Source organism: Salinicola endophyticus (assembly GCF_003206575.1).
Lineage (GTDB): Bacteria > Pseudomonadota > Gammaproteobacteria > Pseudomonadales > Halomonadaceae > Salinicola > Salinicola endophyticus.
The window spans coordinates 99,768-117,266 of record NZ_PZJO01000006.1; the positions used below are offsets into that span (position 1 = coordinate 99,768).

The window sequence follows — 17,499 nt, forward strand, 5'->3', positions numbered from 1 at the left end:
GAGCGGTGCTGGCGGCCAACCAGGAGAAGCCAATGAAGCCCGGGAAGAAGACCAGAACCCTTGCGATCGCTGCCCTCATGCTGACACCGCTGTCGGCCATGGCGGACTACCCCGAGCGTGCGGTTCAGATGATCGTGGCCTATTCCGCCGGGGGCGGTACCGATATCGCCGCCCGCACCCTGGTGCCCTACATCGAGAAAGCCCTGGGCACCGACATCACCGTGATCAACCGACCGGGTGCCGGTGGTGAGGTCGGTTTCACGGCCCTGGCCCACGCCCAGCCCGACGGCTACACCATTGGCTTCATCAATACGCCCAACGTCTTGACCATCCCGATCGAGCGCAAGACGCGCTATACGTTGTCCGACTTCCAGCCGGTGGCGAGCGTCGTCGACGATCCCGACGGCTTCAACGTCGGGCCGGAGAGCCCGTTCGCATCGCTGGCGGATCTGGTCGACTACGCCAAGCAGCATCCCGGTGCGATCACCTATGGCACCACCGGGGTCGGCTCGGACGATCACCTGGCGGCCCTGGCGCTGCAGCGTCTGGCAGGGATCGAGATGACCCACGTCCCTTTCCCCGGCGCGGCCGATGTACGCCAGGCACTGATGGGCGGACATATCGACCTGGGCATCTTCAACATCGGGGAGGCGGCGTCCGACGTGAAGGCCGGACGGGTCAGAATGCTCGCGCAGGCCGCGGCGCAACGCTCGAAGGAGCTGCCCGAGGTGCCGACGACCGCCGAGGCGGGCTATCCGCTGACCATCGGTTCCAACCGCGGGATCGCCGTCCCCGCCGGGGTGCCGGCGCCGATCGTCGAGAAGCTCTCCAGCGCCATCGAGACGGCCATGCAGGACGAGTCCTTCCGCCAGGCGGCTGCGCAGCAGTCGCTGCCGCTCGATTATCAGGATCCGGCCACCTATCAGAAGACCCTCGAGGAACTGCAGGTGCGCTTCCAGGCGCTATGGAAAGAGTCACCCTGGAGTGATTGACGCCACCGGCGGAGCAGTCGCTCCGCTGCCTGCCTCCCGGTCTGGGCTCGACCCTGGGTCGGGAGTCTTCACGTTAGAGAGGAGAGCACACCATGCGTCAAGCCACGCTGGAGACGGGTGTCGCCCTGGCCGGGGCGGTGCTCAGCGGCTGGGGGCTGTGGCACGCGCTGAGCTTCACCCGGGACTCGGCCTATCTGCCCACGGCGGTCATGGGCCTGCTGACGTTGCTGCTGCTGGTGTGGGGGATTCGCTCGGCCTGGGCGCTGCGCCAGGCCGGTAGCGACACGCTGCGCTTTGCACCGGGCCATGCCCGGCGCTTTCTCACCCTGCTGGCGACCTCCATCGCCATGATTGCCATCGCCCCCAGCCTGGGTTTCGCCACCACCTTCCTATTGTTCGTGCCGTTGAGCGGGTGGCTGCTCGGCTATCGCCAGGGCAAATGGCTGGTGGTGACCGCGATCCTCTTTTCACTGCTGATCTATCTGATCTTTCAGATCGTGCTCGACAGACCGCTGCCGCCGGAGATGGCGCTACGTCTGGTGACCGGGAGCTAAGCCATGTGGGATTCGATTCTTGCCGCCTTGCCGCTGCTGTTCTCGCCAGCGGTGCTGCTGGCGATGGCCGGCGGCACCACCATTGGCGTGCTGATCGGTGCGCTGCCCGGGCTTTCCGCCACCATGGGGATTGCCGTGCTGATTCCGCTGACCTTCACCATGCAACCGCTGGTGGCGCTGGGGATGATGGCCGGGATCTACAACGGTGCCATGTACGGTGGGGCGATCCCCGCCATTCTGCTGCGCATTCCCGGTACGCCCGCGGGTATCGCCACGGTTTTCGATGGTCACCCCATGGCGCAGAAGGGGCAGGGGCTCGAGGCGATGAAGATCGCCCTGACGTCGTCGGCGATCGGCGGTTCGGTCAGCGCGCTGGCGCTGCTCTTTCTCAGCCCGCCGCTGGCCGCCATGGCGCTCAAGTTCGGGCCGGTGGAGATCTTCTGGCTGGCGATCTTCGGGCTGGCGGCGATCGCCGTACTGCTGAGCGATGCCCCTATCAAGGGGCTGATCAGTGCCTGCATCGGCCTGGTGATCGGCATGGTGGGCATCGACTCGATGACCGGCAACGAGCGCTTCACCTTCGATGTCATGGAGCTGATGGGTGGTATCGACATCCTGGTGCTGCTGACCGGTCTTTATGCCATCCCTCCGGCGTTGACCCTGGCGCAGGAGGCGCTGCTGCTGGGTCGCGGCGGCCTCGGCAGCAGTGGACGAACACGCAGCGGTATCGGCTGGCGCCGCCTGCTGCCGACCTGGGGCCGGGCCTCGATCATCGGTGTCGTCGTCGGCATCATTCCCGGCACCGGTGGCAACATCGCCGCCATGCTGTCGTGGAACGAGACCCGGCGCGTGGCCAAGGACAAGTCACGCTTCGGCAAGGGGGCGCCGGAAGGCGTAGCGGCGGCGGAGTGCGCCAACAACGCCGACAACGCCGCTTCGCTGATTCCCGCCCTGACCCTGGGCATTCCTGGCAGCAGTGTGTCGGCGGTGATCCTGGGCGGGCTACTGGTGCACGGCATGCTGCCGGGGCCGGAACTCTTCACCCGCTCCGCGCCAGTGACCTACGGCTTCATCCTGGCCATGCTGGTGACGTCGGTCATGCTGTTCGTGATCGGTCGACTCGGGGCGCGGCTGTTCATCAACGTGATGTACATGCCGCCGCTGCTGTTGGCACCGATCATCATTGCCCTGACCACCATCGGCGTCTATGCCATCAACAACAGCCTGTTCGATGTCTGGCTCATGCTGGCGTTCGGGGTCATGGGGTGGGGCATGGAGCGGCTAGGCATCCCGCTGGCGCCGGCGGTCCTGGCGGTCATTCTGGGGCCGGTGGCGGAGTCCAGCCTGCGCCGGGCGATGCTGATCGGACATCATCAGATGGGATATCTGTTCTCCAGCACCATTGCCATCGTCATGGTCACGCTCATCGTGCTGACGATACTCGTGCCGCTGGTCAGGCGCCTGCTGGCGCACTACCGCGGACGGCCGTCGAAGCTGGCCCTGGCGGCCGACCCGGAGCGGGCGCGTCGCCACATGGAGTCCTGAGCGCTTCCGGTTCGGGATACGGCCGCATAGCGCGGCGTCGGGGAACCGGCGGCGCGCTACGCCTCGTCCGCCATATTCCAGGGCTCTCCCTTCTCCCGGGCCGACTGTCGGGCCATGAAGGCGCAGTAGGCCATGCGCAGGTGCACGCGCATCAGATCCTCGGCGTAGCTCTCCTCCCGGCGCTCGATCGCATCGACGAGATCGCGGTGCTGCTGCATCGAACGCTGCATCTGTGTCTCGGAATAGAGATAGTAAGAGCCCACCGTGATCGGCGAGTCCACCAGCATCCTCACCATCTGCTTGAGCTGAACCGAGCCCGCGGCGGTCAGGATGACCTGATGGAACAGCTGGTTCTCCGTCTGGATGCTGAACAGGTACTTGTCCGGCTGTTCCCGGTAGAGCTCTTCGATGACGCTGGCGTGATGGCGCAACCGCGTGATCTGCTCAGGCGTCGCGCGCGCCGCCGCCAGCCTGGCGGCACGCGATTCCAGCAGGATGCGCAGCTCGTAGATATCGACGATATCGTCCTGCTGCCAGGGCGAGACGAACGAGCCGCGACCCTTCTCGTGGTAGATCAGGCCATCGTCCGCGAGCCGCTGGATCGCCGCCCGCACCGGCGTGCGGCTGACCGCGAGCATGTCGGCAAGGTGAGCCTCCTTGATCTGCATATCCGAGGAGAGTTCGCCCGACATGATTTGTCTTCTGAGGGTCGTGTAGACCCTATCTGTGAGCTTGGTCATGACGCCCGGCCATCGTTGCATGGATATCGTATCGCCCTGTCTCCCGGATGCAGGACGTGGAGACGGCCAGAAGATACTACCCAACAGACGCCATGGGCGCGAGACGGGCCCCGGGTCGAGGCTTCAGGCGCCTTTCCACACCTCGGCCAGAATCTCGTAGGAGCGCACCCGGTCGGCGTGGTCGTAGCAGTCGGTGTTGACCATGATCTCGTCGGCGCCGGTGGCGTCGAGCAGCTCGTCGAGCTGACGGCGTACGCTCTCCGGGCCACCGACCACCGCGGCGCCGAGGTTCTGCGAGACTGCGGCCTCTTCCTGGGGTAGCCAGTCGAGACGCTCGACCGGCGGCCGCGTGCGGGTGCTCTTGCCGCGGATCAGGTTGAGGAACTTCTGCTGCTGGGTGGTGGCGAGGAAGCGCGCACGCTCGTCGCTCTCCGCGGCGATCAGCGGAATGCCGATCATGGCATGGGGCGCGTCGAGCACGCCTGGCTGAAACCCTTCGCGGTAGAGGTGCAGGGCTTCGAGCATGTAGCCGGGGGCGAACTGGCCGGCAAAAGCGAACGGCAGTCCCAGCCGTGCGGCGAGCTGGGCGCTGTAGCCGCTGGAGCCGAGCAGCCAGATGGGTACGTGGGTGCCTTCGCCGGGGATCGCGCGCACGCGCTGGCCCGGGGTGGCGTCGCCGAGATAGCGGCGCAGCTCGTCGAGGCGGTCGGGGAAGTCGTTGACCCCGGCGTAGGGATCGCGGCGCATCGCCTGCATGGTGACGCCATCCGAGCCCGGCGCACGGCCCAGGCCCAGGTCGATACGGCCGGGGTAGAGCGTCTCCAGGGTGCCGAACTGCTCCGCCACCACCAGCGGCGGATGGTTGGGCAGCATGATGCCGCCGCTACCTACGCGGATCGTCGAGGTGGCGCCGGCGACATGGCCGATCAGCAGGCTGGTCGCGGCGCTGGCGATACCGTCGATATTGTGGTGCTCGGCGAGCCAGTAGCGGTTGTAGCCCAGGCGCTCGGTCTGCTTGGCGAGATCGACGGTATGGCGGAAGGTCTCCGCCGGGGTGCCGTCGAGGGTGATCGGTGCCAGGTCCAGCACCGAAAGGGGAATGTCGGCCAATCGTGACATGAGGCTCCTCGATCGTAAACGGCGGGCGAGTTTCCTTAGCGCCCTCATGATTCATATCATGAGGGCGCCCATCACGATTGCAAGCGCGGCCTGAGCGATCCGTGCGGGCGGCTCGCTCAGGCAGGGCTCAGCTCTTCAACTGACTCATCAGCTTCTGAATATCTTGACGCCGGCCGGCATCGGCGCTTTCGCGGCCGGGTCGGGGGGCGGCGGCCAGGGCTTTCTGCAGCGCCTGGCGGGCCTGGGCGTCATCGCCCTGATCGTGCAGGAAGTCGGCCCAGAAGTAGTTGCTGTCGATGCCGTTGGGGTTGATCGCCAGCCCTTTCTGCAGCAGCTCGCGCGCCTTGTCGTCGTCTCCGAAGGCGATCGGCCAGCCGGGTACCTTGTGATAGAGCGTGCCCAGACTGGTATAGGCGGAGCCATCCAGCACCTTGGGATCGATGGCCAGTGCCTTCTCTAGCTGCTGGCGTGCCTCCTTGACCTGGGAGAGCGCACTGAGCCCGCCGCCGGCGCCGGCTTCGGAGGCGCGGATGATCCCGGCCCAGGTATGCAGCTCTGCGCTCTGCGGATGTGCGGCGACCAGGGCGGTGGCACGTTGATAGAGCTGGTCGAAGGCATCCTCGCGGCGGGATTCCGGCAGCTGATAGTTGATGTTGGCCCAGCGGTTCTGCAGCTCGTGCAGGCCGGCGGCCACCGAGGTGGCACTGGCGGCGGGGGCCGCCTGGGCCTGGGCCATGGGCGTGGCCAGCAGGGTGCCGCTGGTGCTCAGGCCGAGGGCCAGCGCCAGGACCAGCGGGCGCCAGCCCGGGGTGCGAGAACGGACGCTGGCGTGATCGACGACAGGGGTGCGCGAAGAGAATGTCATGGGGATCTCTCGAATCAGGGGGTGTGCGTCGAGACGTGACGCGCATGGCGCTGGATGATCGGCAGACGCTTCTTGAGCGCGCGGTCGACCACCCCGGGCAGCAGGCCGTTGAGACGGACCAGCAGGCATTCGGGCCAGCCCAGCTGGCGCTCGCGGGTGCGCTTCTCGATGCTCGAGACGATCGCCGCGGCCACCGCCTCCGGAGCGTCGACGGCGTTGCCGAGCGCAGCGTTGAGCGAGTCCGCGGCGGCGCTGTTCATGCCGGTGCGAGTCGCCCGCGGGGCGATGTGCAGCACCGCCACCGGGGTGTCGGCGAGCTCGCGGCGCAGCGCCTGGCTGAAGCCGCGCAGGGCGAACTTGGTGGCGCAGTAGGTGGCATAACCCGGGTGCCCGATGGCGCCGAAGGCCGAACCGACGTTGACGATCCAGGCACGGTCGTGGTGCAGCAGGCGCGGCAGCAGCGCCTGGGTCAGCAGCAGGGTGGCGGTGACGTTGAGCTCGACCATGGCGCTGATGGCCGTCGCGGCCTGCTCCTCGAACAGGCCGAACTGGTTGCTGCCGGCGGCGTTGATCAGCATGTCGATGCGCGCCTCGTTGGCGGCGTCGACGACCCGGCGGCGATCCTCGGCCTGGGCGAGATCCGCTTTCAGCACGTAGATGCGCTCCGGCGCCAGTGCTGCCAGGCGATCCAGACTCGGCTGGTTACGGCCGACGATCAGCAGCGTGGCGCCGGCCTCGGCGAGTTCGGCCACCAGCGCGCCGCCGATGCCGCCGCTGGCACCGGTGACCAGGATACGGCGATCAGACCAGCGCATCGGCGAGTACCTCGCTGGTGTGGGCGTCGTCCGCGGCCTGGCCGAGGGTGCGGAACATGGCGCCATAGAGGCGATAGACCATGTTGGCGGTATCGATCACCGCCTGCAGGTCCTGGGCCGATTCGATGCGGTTGATCTGCTCTTCGAAGAACGCCAGGTGGCCGATATCGAGGGCGCCGTGGGACTCCAGGTAGCGGAAGGCATCGGCGGGCAGGCCAGCACCGTCGCGCATCTTCTCCGCCGCCTGGGTGGCGATGGCGGTGCTGGTGCCTTCGAGCACCTGGACCATGCCGAAGAAGCCGATCGGGTTGCCGTGTTCGATCACGTCGCGCACGTAGCTCACCATCAGCTCGGTGGCCGGCGCCGGGCGACCCGCGGCAACCGCCTCGGCGTCGCCGCCGAGGGCGCGAATGTCATCGAGAATCCACGCCTGATGGCCGTACTCCTCCTCGATGTACTCGACCAGCGCGCCGCGCAGCCACTCCAGGCGCTCGGGCAGGTGCGCGCCGCAGGCCATCATCAGCGGCACCGTGTACTTGACGTGGTGGTAGGCCTGGGTGAGGAAGGCCTGGTAGGTGGCGCGGTCGATGTCACCGGCCAGGGCGCGGCGGATCACCGGGGTGTCCAGCAGCCACTGGCGCTGTTCTGCGGTTTGCTGCTGCAGGGTCTGATACGGGGTCATGGCGTTCTCCAGGGCGGCCTTGTCGGCCGCACGATGTGCAGGGGGTGTCCGAGTCGAGGCGTCGTGCGTCGATCGAACGGGTGTCGAGTCTTGATGCGTCGGGTCTGTGTACGTCGACTTCGTGTGCGTCGAATCTTGATGGGGCATGCGGTGCTCTCCTGGTGCTGTCCGCGGGCGTGTCACGCGCTGACCGGGGTCTCCAGCCAGTGGTGGTAGCGCTCGGCCAGCGCCTCGCGGCGCAGCCGGCCATTGGCCGTCGCCAGGCCGTTGTCCGGGGTGAAGGGGCCGCCGCGCTGCCAGCACGCCACACGGGCGTAGTCGGGCAGACGCTGGTTGGCGCGGGCCACGGCCTCTTCGAGCTGCTGGTCGTTGACCCACTCGCCGCGGGGTACCAGCAGTGCGCGGTTGCTCGGCTGAGCCTCGCCACTGACCCAGGCCTGGGCGATCGCCGGTTCGGCGGTGAGCTCGGCCTCGACCCAGGCGGGGTCGACGTTACGCCCGTAAGCGGTGATGAAGACTTGACGCCGGCGCCCCTTGAGCACCAGCGCTGCGCCCTCCCAGGCGCCGAGATCCCCGGTGGGCCAGCGGGTCGGGCGCGGCTCTGCGTCACCGAGATAGCCGAGCATCAGGCTGCCCTCGACCACCACTTCGCCATCCTCGGCGAGGGTGATCCGGGCATGGGGCAGCGGGCGGCCGACGCTACCCGGCTGCACCTCGCCGGGGCGGTTGAGTGCCACCACCGAGGCGCACTCGGAGAGCCCGTAGCCTTCGAAGACCGGCCAGCCGGCCTGCGCCGCACGTGTCAGCAGCGCCGGTGAGACCGTGGCCCCGCCCACCGCGAAGAAGCGCCCGAAGCCGAGCGGCGCCTCACCCTGCTGCATCAGCAGTGCGCTGAGCAGCTGTGGCACCAGGATCAGACTGTCCGGAGCCTCGGCGCGGATCACACGCCACGCCTGGGCGCTGTCGAAGCCGCTGGCACCGCGCCAGCCGAGCTCGCCCAGCCCCGGAAGGGCGACGCTGCCGCCCAGCCACAGTGGGGCATAGAGGCCGCCGATGTTTTCCAGCAGCGTGGCCAGTGGCAGCATCGCCAGATGCCGCCTCACGCCCACGCTGCGCGCCACTTCGGCCAGACTGTCCGCCACCGTCAGTTGGGTATCGCTGTCGAGGCAGACCCCCTTGGGCGTGCCGCTGGTGCCGGAGGTAAAGGTGATCTTGTGGGTTCCCGGCGGCAGTACCGGCGGTGTGGCGACCTCGCGCCGCCACAGCAGCGGATCGTCGCTGGCGGCAAAGCCCAGCGCTGCGGCGGCCGCGCCCGGACCGATCAGGGTGTCGATCCCGGCCTGGTCGACCACATGGGCCAACTGGGCGGGGGAGAAGAACGCCGGCAGCGGCACGTTGACCGCCTCGCTCTGCATCAGCGCCAGATCCCACAGCGCCCAGTCGAGGCCGTTGTCGAGCATCAGCGCCACGCGGCGCCCGCCGAACGCTGCCAGCTGTTGGCTGCGCCGGGCGATCTCGCCGGGTAGATCGGCGTAGTTCAGCGCCACGTCATTGGCGCTCAGGGCGACCTGACCCGGCTGGCTCACGGCCAGCGCGCTGAGATGGTCGAGGAAACGTTCACGCATGGGGGACGGCCTTGTGATGGCAGCCCTGGGCTGTCACGGTGAGTGGGGTAGGGCTATCGGGAGAGGTAAGCTCGCGGTTGGGATCTAGCCGCCGCCACGCCTTGATCAGGTCGCCGCCCATGACCCACGGGCGGTGCAGGTAGTAGTTGCCCCAGCGCTCGCGTTCGCGGCTGTCGAGATGGGCGGGGTCGGCGTCACCCAGGCGGCGCACGTCGAGCCCCAGCCGGCGGAAGCCGTTGCGCACCGCCGCGGTGGCGGTGAAGGTGAGCCAGCCGCAGCCCTCGGCCACCAACGAGTCGATCAGGTGGCGGATGAGTGGAACCGCCAGGCCCGGGCGCAGCGTGGCCAGGTTGGCGATTTCGGCCAGCGCGTGGCGCTCGACCGGCACGCCCAGCTCGCGGGCCAGCAGGTGCTCGACCGGCTCGCCCAGGTAGCGCTCCAGGTACAGCGGGGCGTCGCCAGCCAGACGCACGCCGACAGCGGCCTGCAGCTGGTCGGCATCCCACAGCCCATAGAGGCGCGGCGCGAACTGGCTCAGCTCGGCGCCGTGCTGACGTCGGTAGGTCTCGGCGATGAAAGCTTCGAGCTGGGTGCGCTCCGACGCCTGCTGGCACTCGCGCCAGTGCAGCGCGGGGGTGGGAGAGGTCAGCGATAAACCGGGCATTGGGTTTTCCCTCGTGGTCGGTCTCCTGCATGCCTCTAGGCACTATCTGAAAAGGACTGCGCTCGCCCATGCGGCGTTAAAAATCGGCTCACTGAACCTCGTTCAGAACGTCCGTAGGACGGCCCGAAGGGCGAGCGGAGCGAGTAATATGCTCATTTACACCAGTAAACTCCGCGTTCTCACCGATTTTTGCCTTGCCTGGTCTTCGCTCGTCGACTTTTCAGACAGCTCCTAGGGGTCTGAAGGAGAGGATGTCGAGGGTAGGGTGCCGTGGATGGGCTTAACGAAGTCTTACGTATATTAAGTTTGCTTCATGCCCGTCGAACCGGGTGCCTCGAGGCAGGGTGAAAAACGCGTCGTCTATACTGGTGCCAGCCCTGCGTTGCGGCGTCGGCATGATTCAAGGAAGAGACACAACGACCGGAGAGTCTTTATGGCCAGACTTGGCAAGCAAGGTGTATTCATCGTATCCGCGGTGCTGATCGCCGCGATCGTGGCCATCGGGGCCATCTTTCCCACCCGCTTCGGCGATATCGCCAATACCGCACTCAGTGCCACCACCCACTACTTCGGCTGGTTCTATCTGATCTCGGTGTTCGGGTTCGTGACCTTTCTGGTAGTGCTGGCCTTCAGCAAGTACGGCAAGATCCGGCTCGGGCCGCAGGACAGCAAGCCGACCTATGGCTTCTTCTCCTGGGTCAGCATGCTGCTGGCCGCCGGCTTCGGCGTAGGGCTGGTGTTCTACGGCATGGCCGAACCCATGACCCACTATCTCAATCCGCCGTTCGGCGACGTCCAGGGTGGTACCCCCGAGGCGGCGCGCTACGCCATCCAGTACAGCTTCTTCAACTGGGGCATTCACCAGTGGGCGGCGTTCTCGGTGGTCGGCCTGATCATCGCCTACTACCAGTTCCGCAAGGGGCAGGCGGGCATGGTCTCCAACGTGCTCTCGACGGTCACCGCCAAGCGCCCCAAGCTACGCCGTCTGGGGCCGGTGCTGGATATCTTCGCGGTGGTCGCCACCGTGATGGGGGTGGCCACCTCGATCGGCCTGGCGGTGCTGCAGATCAACGGCGGCCTGCACGCAGTGTTCGGGGTCGACGAGGGCATGACCTGGCAGTTCATCATCATGGGGGCGATGTTCGTCTGCTACATGATCTCGGCCACCTCCGGGCTGGACAAGGGGATCAAGAACCTCTCCAACCTCAACCTGATCATCTGCTTCGCGCTGATGTTCTACGTCCTGCTCACCGGGCCCACGGTCCAGATCCTGGAGACGATCACCCTGGGCATCGGTGACTATCTGCAGAACTTCATCGGCATGAGCCTGCGCATGTCGCCCTACAACGGCAGCGACTGGGCCGCCGGCTGGACCATCTTCTACTGGGCCTGGGTAATCGCCTGGTCGCCGTTCGTCGGCACCTTCGTGGCGCGCATCTCCCGCGGGCGCACGATCAAGCAGTACGTGTTCGGCGTGCTGGTCGTGCCGCCGCTGCTGGCGTGTCTGTGGATCGGAGTGTTCGGCGGCGCGGCGATTCAGATGGAGCTGCACAGCGACGCAGGTCTTGCCCAGGCCACCGCGGACAACATCACCTCGGCGCTGTTTCGCATGTTCGACCTGATGCCGTTCTCCAACGTGCTGTCGGTGGTGGCGCTGTGCCTGATCTTCATCTTCCTGGTGACCTCGGCGGACTCGGCGACCTACATCGTGTCGCAGATGACCGATAACGGCTCGCTCAATCCGCCGCTGCTCAAGCGTGTGATCTGGGGTGTGCTGATTGCCGCGATCTGCCTGACCCTGCTCTCCGCCGGCGGCGAGAGTGGCCTCAAGGGGTTGCAGTCGGCGGCAGTGCTGTCGGCGCTGCCGTTCACCTTCATCCTCTACGGCATGATCTCGGTAATGATCAAGGAGCTCAGAAGCGACCGCAAGGCGATGCTCACCGCGCTCTACCGCCGTCACAGCGAGACCCCGGTGGGGGCGGATGCGTTCGAGGCCGAGGAGCTGGTCGACGAGGACCGCTACCGCCGTGCGCCGGACGTCAAGAACCGCCGCATCAATCCACGCTGAACTGCTCCGCCCGCCATCGCTGGCGGGCGAGGTACGCTATCGGGCCCCGCTTCGGCGGGGCCCTTTTTCATCTCCGGGCGCCGATAGCCAGCGAGTGTGATCAGACCGGGAAGGGGAGGTCGAGGCGAAAGATAGCGTGGGAGAGAGGTGGTGCGTGGCAAGATCGCGTGGCAGTGGAGAAAAATCCCCGCGGGGCCTAATGTAACGGGAGTCACGGCCGTTAACCTTGGTATCACCCACCTTTAACCGATTGCCGACTGCCCATGCCTGACCGATCTTCCCATCGTGCCCCGCAGGGCGCCACCCGGCGAGCCGCGCCGATGGCGCTGTCACGCTTCGACCGCTGGCTCAACCGGCTGGTCAGCGTGAGCGTGTCGGTGGCGCTGGTGGTGGGCGCCGTGGCTCTGCTGCTGACGCTACTGGTGCGCTGACAGGCGGATATTACCGCAGTGCTCACGCCGTCTTGCTGTGTGCCATCAGCGGCGCATGGCCTGTAGCCGCTGCATCGAGGCCACCAGGTCGTTGAAACGCTCGCCCTGAATCTGCACATGATCGCGGATCGCCTGTTCGGCACGTGCGGCATCGCCGGCCTCCAGCGCGGCGATGATCGCCTGATGCTCGGCGTAGCTGCTCTGCATGCGCTGGCGCACGTGCAGCTGCAGGCGCCGGTAGGGTTTGAGGATGGCGTGCAGTCGCGTCGCCTCCTGGGTCAGGAAATCGTTGTGGCCGGCGGCGTAGATCCGATGATGAAAGGCGCCGTTCTCGTAGTAGTAGCCATCGACGTCCCCCGCTTCGAGGCAGGCGTGGCAGGCCTGATGCGCCCGGCGCAGGCCTGCCAGCTCCTCGGGGGTGGCACGCCGCGCCGCCAGGCGTGCGCACATGCCCTCCAGTTCTGCCATCACCTCGAACCGCTCCACCAGTTCGGTCACCCCGAGCTGGGCTACGAAGGTGCCGCGCTTGGGCAGCACCTTGACCATGCCCGAGGCGGCCAACTGCTGCAGCGCTTCGCGGATCGGCGTGCGCGAGCAGGCGTAGTCGCGTGCCAGCGCCTCGGGGTCGAGTCGGTCACCGGGGGCGAAGTGGCCCTCGACGATCGCGTCCTCGAGTAGGTCGCGCAGTCGCTGGGCCTGGGGGACGCTGGCCATGCTCGATATTCTCCTCTGCTTTCCGCTTCCGTGATCTGTCCAGATTTCCCTGTCTTTTCAGTCTTCCAGGCCTATCCAGGCAGCTATGCTGCCGCGCCTTCTTAGACTTTTTCCCAAGTTGACAGTCAACCCGCTAGCCGTGACTGTTGTATATAACAGAACGGTGACATGTATGTTAACACCCGTGTCCGAGTGATCTCGCTAGGCCTTGTCTAAAAATCAGGTCTGAACGTCGGGTCTGACACGTCGGCGAGCGCACCCACACTCCATACCCGAGAGGGCCGGCATGAACGTCAACATGAATTTTCTGCAGGAACTCCTGTCGAGCATCGGCCGCCGCACCCGCGGGCAGACCGGTCACGCCGACAAGCGCGACACCCCGAGCAGTCTCGCGCGCCTGACCTCGGTGTGCGAGACGCTGATGCAGCCCGGTGGCGAGGCGTCGCAGATATTGATCGCCCAGGAGGCGCTGGAGCGCTACGCCTCCCTCGATGACGCCGGCCGCCTGGCTTTCTTCCAGCTGCTCGCCGAGCACTACGCCGCCGAGCCCGAGCGGATCCATGCCGCCTATGCGGCCTATCAGGAGGCGGAAGACAACGCCAGCCTGGCGCAGCTGTTCGCGGTGTGCGAACCGCGGCGTCAGCATCTGCTGCGGCGGCTCAATCTCTGCCCCGGTGGCACCTACGAGCTGGTGAAGATGCGCGCCGATCTGCTCGGCCTGCTCAAGGCCCATCCGGAGCTGGCGCCGCTGGATGCGGATTTCGCGCACCTGTTCGCCTCCTGGTTCAACCGCGGTTTTCTGATGCTGGAGAGCATCGACTGGAACACCTCGGCGGCGGTGCTCGAAAAGCTGATCCGCTACGAGGCGGTACACGCGATTCGTGACTGGGGCGATCTGCGTCGGCGGCTCGATCCCGATGACCGCCACTGCTACGCCTTCTTCCACCCGGCCACCGGCGACGAGCCGCTGATCTTCGTTGAGGTGGCGCTGTGCCGCGGCATTCCCGACAACATCCAGACCATCCTCGAGAGCGGCGACGAGGTGCCGCCGCAGGAAGCGGACACCGCCGCCTTCTACAGCATCAGCAACTGCCAGTCCGGACTCAAGGGCATCTCCTTCGGCAACTTCCTGATCAAGCAGGTGGTGCAGGAGCTCAAGCGCGAGCTGCCCAATCTGGAGAACTTCGTCACCCTGTCGCCGGTGCCGGGGTTCGCCGCCTGGCTGCAGCAGACCCGCGACCAGGGCGAACTCAACCTCAGCGACGATCTCGTCGCCGAGCTCGACGCCGGGCACTGGCGCGAGCCGGGCAAGGCGCGCGACAAGCTCGCCCCCGAAGTGCGTGCGCTGGCCGCCCACTACCTGATCGACGTCAAGCGTGGCGGCAGCGGCATGCCGCTCGACCCGGTGGCACGCTTCCACCTCGGCAACGGCGCCAGCCTGCATCGCCTCAACTGGCCGGGTGACGTGTCGGAGAAAGGGCTCAAGCAGTCGCACGCGCTGATGGTCAACTACCTCTATGAGCTCGAGCGGATCGAGCAGAACCACGAAGCGTTCAGCCGCGAGGGCAGCGTGGTGTGTACCCAGGAGATCCGGCGCGACGCCAAGCAGGCGCGTGGTCGTCTGCGCGGCGCGTCGAAGAACCCGTCCAAGACCGACCCCAAGAGCAATCCCAAGGCCAACGCATGAGCCCCGGCGGGCGACCCCGCCGCGGTGGGCGCGTGTCATGAGCAGTGGCATGGCGCGTGGCATGAATCGCAGGAGAGTGGCATGAACCAAAATCTTTACCTTCAGTTCTTCGACAACTTTTCACGTCAGCCGGAGAAGGTGCTGATCGATACCGCCGAGGGGACGAGCTACCGCTACCGCGATGTGCTCGACACCTCGCGGCGTCTGGCCCGGGTGCTGCGCGAGCGCGGAGTGACCCCCGGCGAGCGGGTGGTGGTGCAGGTCGACAAGAGCCCGCAGACGGTGATGCTCTATCTCGCCTGCCTGCAGGTCGGCGCCGTCTATCTACCGCTCAACACCGCCTACACCGAGGCCGAGATCGAGTACTTCCTCGGTGATGCCGAGCCGCGCCTCTACGTCTGCCGGCCGGCGGATCGCGACAGCGCCGAGCGGCTGGCCGAGCGCTGCGGCGATGTTTATCAGACACCGACCGCGGTCGAGACCTTGGGGGCGGCGGCCGACGGTTCGCTGATGGCCCTCGCCGAGGCGACCGAGGCGGATGCGGAGATCGCCGAGCTGGCGGGAGACGACCTGGCTGCGATTCTCTACACCTCGGGCACCACCGGCCGCTCCAAGGGGGCGATGCTGACCCACGCCAACCTCTCTGCCAACAGCCAAGCGCTGGCCGAGACCTGGCGCTTCAGCAGCGATGACCATCTGCTCCACGCGCTGCCGATCTTCCATACCCACGGCTTGTTCGTGGCGTGCAACATCATCCTGACCGTCGGCGCCTCGATGACCTTCCTGCCCAAGCTCGATCCGGAGCAGCTGATCACGCTGATGCCGCGGGCGACCGTGCTGATGGGGGTGCCGACCTTCTACACCCGTCTGCTCGCCAGTCCGCGTCTCGATCGCGAGGCGGTGCGCAACATGCGCCTGTTCGTCTCCGGCTCGGCGCCGCTGCTGGCGGAGACCCACCACGACTTCTTCGAGCGCACCGGTCACGCCATCCTCGAGCGCTACGGCATGACCGAGACCAACATGAACACCTCCAACCCCTACGACGGCGAGCGCCGCCCCGGTACGGTCGGCTTCGCGCTGCCCGGCAGCGAGGTGCGGATCACCGATCGCGACAGCGGCACGGTACTGGCGCCGGGTGAGACCGGGCTGGTCGAGGTACGCGGCCCCAATGTGTTCAAGGGGTATTGGCGCATGCCGGAGAAGACCGCCGCCGAATTCCGCGAGGATGGCTTCTTCATCACCGGTGATCTGGGGGTGATCGATTCCGACGGCTATCTGTCGATCGTCGGACGCGACAAGGATCTGGTGATCTCCGGCGGCTACAACGTCTATCCCAAGGAGATCGAGCAGTGGATCGACGAATTGCCGGAGGTGGTCGAGTCGGCGGTGATCGGCGTCAACCATCCGGATCTGGGCGAAGGCGTCACCGCCGCGGTGGTGCTCAAGCCGGGTGCCACGCTCGACGAGACACAGGTTCTCGCCGCGCTCAGCGACAAGGTGGCGCGCTACAAGCAGCCCAAGCGGGTGTTCTTCATCGATAGCCTGCCGCGCAACGTCATGGGCAAGGTTCAGAAGAACGCCCTGCGCGAGCGTTACGCCGACATCTATCAGGCACCCGCCGCGGCGTCGCGCTGAGGCACTACCTCCGTTCATGCCATCACAAGCGCCGGTGATCAGGGGCTCGCCGGCGCAACAACAATGCCCCGATGAGGTGAATGACGATGGTGATCTACGGTGTTGCACTACTCGCCGGCTGCATGCTGGTGGGGCTGATCATCGGCGACGTGCTGGGCCAGCTGCTCGGCATCAGCGCCAACCTGGGCGGCGTGGGTATCGCCATGCTGCTGCTGATCTTCGTGACCGGCTATCTCAAGGACCGCGGCAAGCTGCCGGAGGCGACCGAGAGCGGCATCAATTTCTGGAATGCGATGTACATTCCGATCGTGGTCGCCATGGCTGCCAGCCAGAACGTGGCGGCGGCCTTCAGCGGTGGCCTGGTGGCGATCGTCGCCGGGGTTCTGGCAGTAGCCCTGGGGCTGGCGCTGGTGCCGGTGCTCACCGGGAAGAAGGGGGATGATGCGCGCCCGCTGGACCCGCCTGCCAGCGCCGCCATGCCGCCCTCCCGGGCGACCACTTCCGATCGTTCCTGACCGCGCGGCTACTGAATCTTTTGACAACGTTTCTTAACAACGAATTTTAACAACAACAGGGGGAGTGCCCGCATGAACGACTCCATCGTGTCGCTGGTCGACAAATACCATCTGATCGCGGCCTTCGCCGTGGTCGGCCTGACCATGTATGTGGCCTATTGGCTCAGCCGCCATCTCACCGCCGATCGTCTGCACGGCTCGGCGATCGCGATCATCATCGGCCTGGTGCTGGCCTACGTGGGCGGTATCTCCACCGGGGGCAGCAAGGGGCTCTCCGATGTCACCCTGTTTTCGGGGCTGGGCCTGATGGGCGGCGGCATGCTGCGGGATCTGGCGATCATCGCCACCGCCTATGGCGTGCGCTTCCAGGAGATCAAGAAAGCCGGGCTGCGCGGCGTGATCGCGCTGTTTCTCGGTGTGCTGGTCTCGTTCGTCGCCGGTGCCGTGGTCGCGGTGGGCTTCGGCTACACCGACCCGGTGGACATCACCACCATCGCCGCCGGTGCGGTGACCTATATCGTCGGGCCGGTGACCGGCGCCACCCTCGGGGCGAGTTCGGAAGTGATCGCGCTGTCGATCGCCGCCGGGCTGGTCAAGTCGATCCTGACCATGATCGCGACCCCGGCCACGGCGCGGCTGATCGGGCTCGACAACCCGCGCTCGGCAATGATCTTCGGCGGCCTGATCGGCACCACCAGCGGGGTCGCGGCAGGGCTCGCCGCCACCGACGCACGGCTGGTGCCGTATGGCGCGATGACCGCGACCTTCTATACCGGCCTGGGCATTCTGCTGGCACCGACGGTGCTGTTCCTGGCCGTGCGCGCGCTCTTCTGAACCCGCGGTGGCGC

Annotated in this window: 17 protein-coding genes; 9 read left to right on the forward strand and 8 right to left on the reverse strand. The window is 66.6% G+C overall.

Annotated features, from left to right (window positions below):
• The 3 genes from DOM66_RS14000 to DOM66_RS14010 form a co-directional block, all read left to right on the forward strand.
• On the forward strand, nt 1-992 hold a 992-nt coding region (locus DOM66_RS14000), incomplete at its 5' end, for a tripartite tricarboxylate transporter substrate binding protein (protein WP_342588203.1).
• A gap of 92 nt (nt 993-1,084) precedes the next feature.
• A complete protein-coding gene (locus tag DOM66_RS14005) occupies nt 1,085-1,546 on the forward strand; it encodes a tripartite tricarboxylate transporter TctB family protein (RefSeq protein WP_110690606.1) in 462 nt (153 codons plus the stop codon).
• A 3-nt stretch (nt 1,547-1,549) separates the two neighbouring features.
• The gene (locus DOM66_RS14010; RefSeq protein ID WP_110674888.1) at nt 1,550-3,091 is read left to right on the forward strand and encodes a tripartite tricarboxylate transporter permease; all 1,542 of its coding nucleotides are present in this window, start codon (nt 1,550-1,552) and stop codon (nt 3,089-3,091) included.
• Between the two features lie 56 nt (nt 3,092-3,147).
• Here the strand turns inward: DOM66_RS14010 and DOM66_RS14015 are convergent, their stop codons facing one another.
• The 7 genes from DOM66_RS14015 to DOM66_RS14045 all read right to left on the reverse strand — a co-directional run bounded on the left by DOM66_RS14015 (nt 3,148) and on the right by DOM66_RS14045 (nt 9,601).
• Nucleotides 3,148-3,852: a GntR family transcriptional regulator gene (locus tag DOM66_RS14015; protein WP_110674887.1), complete on the reverse strand. Its 705-nt coding sequence runs from the start codon at nt 3,850-3,852 to the stop codon at nt 3,148-3,150.
• 102 nt (nt 3,853-3,954) lie between these two features.
• Nucleotides 3,955-4,950, reverse strand: a complete 996-nt coding sequence (locus DOM66_RS14020; protein ID WP_110690607.1) for an LLM class flavin-dependent oxidoreductase — start codon at nt 4,948-4,950, stop codon at nt 3,955-3,957.
• A gap of 127 nt (nt 4,951-5,077) precedes the next feature.
• On the reverse strand, nt 5,078-5,815 hold the full coding sequence (locus DOM66_RS14025; RefSeq protein ID WP_198651740.1) for a tetratricopeptide repeat protein: 738 nt from the start codon (nt 5,813-5,815) through the stop codon (nt 5,078-5,080).
• Nucleotides 5,816-5,829: 14 nt separating this feature from the next.
• Nucleotides 5,830-6,630: an SDR family oxidoreductase gene (locus DOM66_RS14030; RefSeq protein WP_110674885.1), complete on the reverse strand. Its 801-nt coding sequence runs from the start codon at nt 6,628-6,630 to the stop codon at nt 5,830-5,832.
• Entirely contained in the window at nt 6,617-7,312 is a 696-nt protein-coding gene (locus DOM66_RS14035; RefSeq protein WP_110690608.1) for a TenA family transcriptional regulator, read from the reverse strand. The genes DOM66_RS14030 and DOM66_RS14035 overlap by 14 nt, the downstream gene beginning before the upstream one ends.
• 179 nt (nt 7,313-7,491) lie before the next feature.
• The gene (locus tag DOM66_RS14040; protein ID WP_110690609.1) at nt 7,492-8,937 is read right to left on the reverse strand and encodes an AMP-binding protein; all 1,446 of its coding nucleotides are present in this window, start codon (nt 8,935-8,937) and stop codon (nt 7,492-7,494) included.
• Nucleotides 8,930-9,601 (reverse strand): thermostable hemolysin, encoded by a 672-nt coding sequence (locus DOM66_RS14045; protein ID WP_110690610.1) that lies wholly within the window; start codon nt 9,599-9,601, stop codon nt 8,930-8,932. Before DOM66_RS14045 ends, DOM66_RS14040 begins: the two co-directional genes overlap by 8 nt.
• A gap of 433 nt (nt 9,602-10,034) precedes the next feature.
• On the opposite strand from DOM66_RS14045, the gene DOM66_RS14050 reads away from it, so the two are divergent.
• Together DOM66_RS14050 and DOM66_RS19610 are read left to right on the forward strand one after the other, a co-directional pair.
• Nucleotides 10,035-11,669 (forward strand): BCCT family transporter, encoded by a 1,635-nt coding sequence (locus DOM66_RS14050; protein ID WP_110674881.1) that lies wholly within the window; start codon nt 10,035-10,037, stop codon nt 11,667-11,669.
• Nucleotides 11,670-11,932: 263 nt separating this feature from the next.
• Entirely contained in the window at nt 11,933-12,100 is a 168-nt protein-coding gene (locus tag DOM66_RS19610; protein ID WP_157958805.1) for a hypothetical protein, read from the forward strand.
• Nucleotides 12,101-12,145: 45 nt separating this feature from the next.
• Here DOM66_RS19610 and DOM66_RS14055 read toward each other — a convergent pair whose 3' ends face one another.
• Nucleotides 12,146-12,814, reverse strand: a complete 669-nt coding sequence (locus DOM66_RS14055) for a GntR family transcriptional regulator (protein ID WP_110674880.1) — start codon at nt 12,812-12,814, stop codon at nt 12,146-12,148.
• A gap of 298 nt (nt 12,815-13,112) precedes the next feature.
• On the opposite strand from DOM66_RS14055, the gene DOM66_RS14060 reads away from it, so the two are divergent.
• From DOM66_RS14060 to madM, 4 genes are all read left to right on the forward strand, one after another.
• Nucleotides 13,113-14,501, forward strand: coding sequence for a malonyl-CoA decarboxylase (locus DOM66_RS14060; protein ID WP_110675292.1), 1,389 nt, complete (start codon nt 13,113-13,115; stop codon nt 14,499-14,501).
• 81 nt (nt 14,502-14,582) lie between these two features.
• Nucleotides 14,583-16,136: a malonate--CoA ligase gene (locus DOM66_RS14065; RefSeq protein WP_110690611.1), complete on the forward strand. Its 1,554-nt coding sequence runs from the start codon at nt 14,583-14,585 to the stop codon at nt 16,134-16,136.
• Between the two features lie 80 nt (nt 16,137-16,216).
• Nucleotides 16,217-16,651 carry a malonate transporter subunit MadL gene (gene madL, locus DOM66_RS14070; protein ID WP_232825159.1) on the forward strand — a complete coding sequence of 145 codons (435 nt, stop codon included), beginning with the start codon at nt 16,217-16,219 and terminating at the stop codon, nt 16,649-16,651.
• 72 nt (nt 16,652-16,723) lie between these two features.
• The gene (gene madM / locus DOM66_RS14075; RefSeq protein ID WP_110690612.1) at nt 16,724-17,485 is read left to right on the forward strand and encodes a malonate transporter subunit MadM; all 762 of its coding nucleotides are present in this window, start codon (nt 16,724-16,726) and stop codon (nt 17,483-17,485) included.
• Nucleotides 17,486-17,499: the final 14 nt, after the last annotated feature.

What these genes read in the sequence shown, in the direction of transcription:
- DOM66_RS14005 (WP_110690606.1), top strand. Translation starts at nt 1,085, where the DNA reads ATGCGTCAAGCCACGCTGGAGACGGGTGTCGCCCTGGCCGGGGCGGTG.
- DOM66_RS14010 (WP_110674888.1), top strand. Translation starts at nt 1,550, where the DNA reads ATGTGGGATTCGATTCTTGCCGCCTTGCCGCTGCTGTTCTCGCCAGCG.
- DOM66_RS14015 (WP_110674887.1), bottom strand. Translation starts at nt 3,852, where the DNA reads ATGCAACGATGGCCGGGCGTCATGACCAAGCTCACAGATAGGGTCTAC.
- DOM66_RS14020 (WP_110690607.1), bottom strand. Translation starts at nt 4,950, where the DNA reads ATGTCACGATTGGCCGACATTCCCCTTTCGGTGCTGGACCTGGCACCG.
- DOM66_RS14025 (WP_198651740.1), bottom strand. Translation starts at nt 5,815, where the DNA reads ATGACATTCTCTTCGCGCACCCCTGTCGTCGATCACGCCAGCGTCCGT.
- DOM66_RS14030 (WP_110674885.1), bottom strand. Translation starts at nt 6,630, where the DNA reads ATGCGCTGGTCTGATCGCCGTATCCTGGTCACCGGTGCCAGCGGCGGC.
- DOM66_RS14035 (WP_110690608.1), bottom strand. Translation starts at nt 7,312, where the DNA reads ATGACCCCGTATCAGACCCTGCAGCAGCAAACCGCAGAACAGCGCCAG.
- DOM66_RS14040 (WP_110690609.1), bottom strand. Translation starts at nt 8,937, where the DNA reads ATGCGTGAACGTTTCCTCGACCATCTCAGCGCGCTGGCCGTGAGCCAG.
- DOM66_RS14045 (WP_110690610.1), bottom strand. Translation starts at nt 9,601, where the DNA reads ATGCCCGGTTTATCGCTGACCTCTCCCACCCCCGCGCTGCACTGGCGC.
- DOM66_RS14050 (WP_110674881.1), top strand. Translation starts at nt 10,035, where the DNA reads ATGGCCAGACTTGGCAAGCAAGGTGTATTCATCGTATCCGCGGTGCTG.
- DOM66_RS19610 (WP_157958805.1), top strand. Translation starts at nt 11,933, where the DNA reads ATGCCTGACCGATCTTCCCATCGTGCCCCGCAGGGCGCCACCCGGCGA.
- DOM66_RS14055 (WP_110674880.1), bottom strand. Translation starts at nt 12,814, where the DNA reads ATGGCCAGCGTCCCCCAGGCCCAGCGACTGCGCGACCTACTCGAGGAC.
- DOM66_RS14060 (WP_110675292.1), top strand. Translation starts at nt 13,113, where the DNA reads ATGAATTTTCTGCAGGAACTCCTGTCGAGCATCGGCCGCCGCACCCGC.
- DOM66_RS14065 (WP_110690611.1), top strand. Translation starts at nt 14,583, where the DNA reads ATGAACCAAAATCTTTACCTTCAGTTCTTCGACAACTTTTCACGTCAG.
- madL (WP_232825159.1), top strand. Translation starts at nt 16,217, where the DNA reads ATGACGATGGTGATCTACGGTGTTGCACTACTCGCCGGCTGCATGCTG.
- madM (WP_110690612.1), top strand. Translation starts at nt 16,724, where the DNA reads ATGAACGACTCCATCGTGTCGCTGGTCGACAAATACCATCTGATCGCG.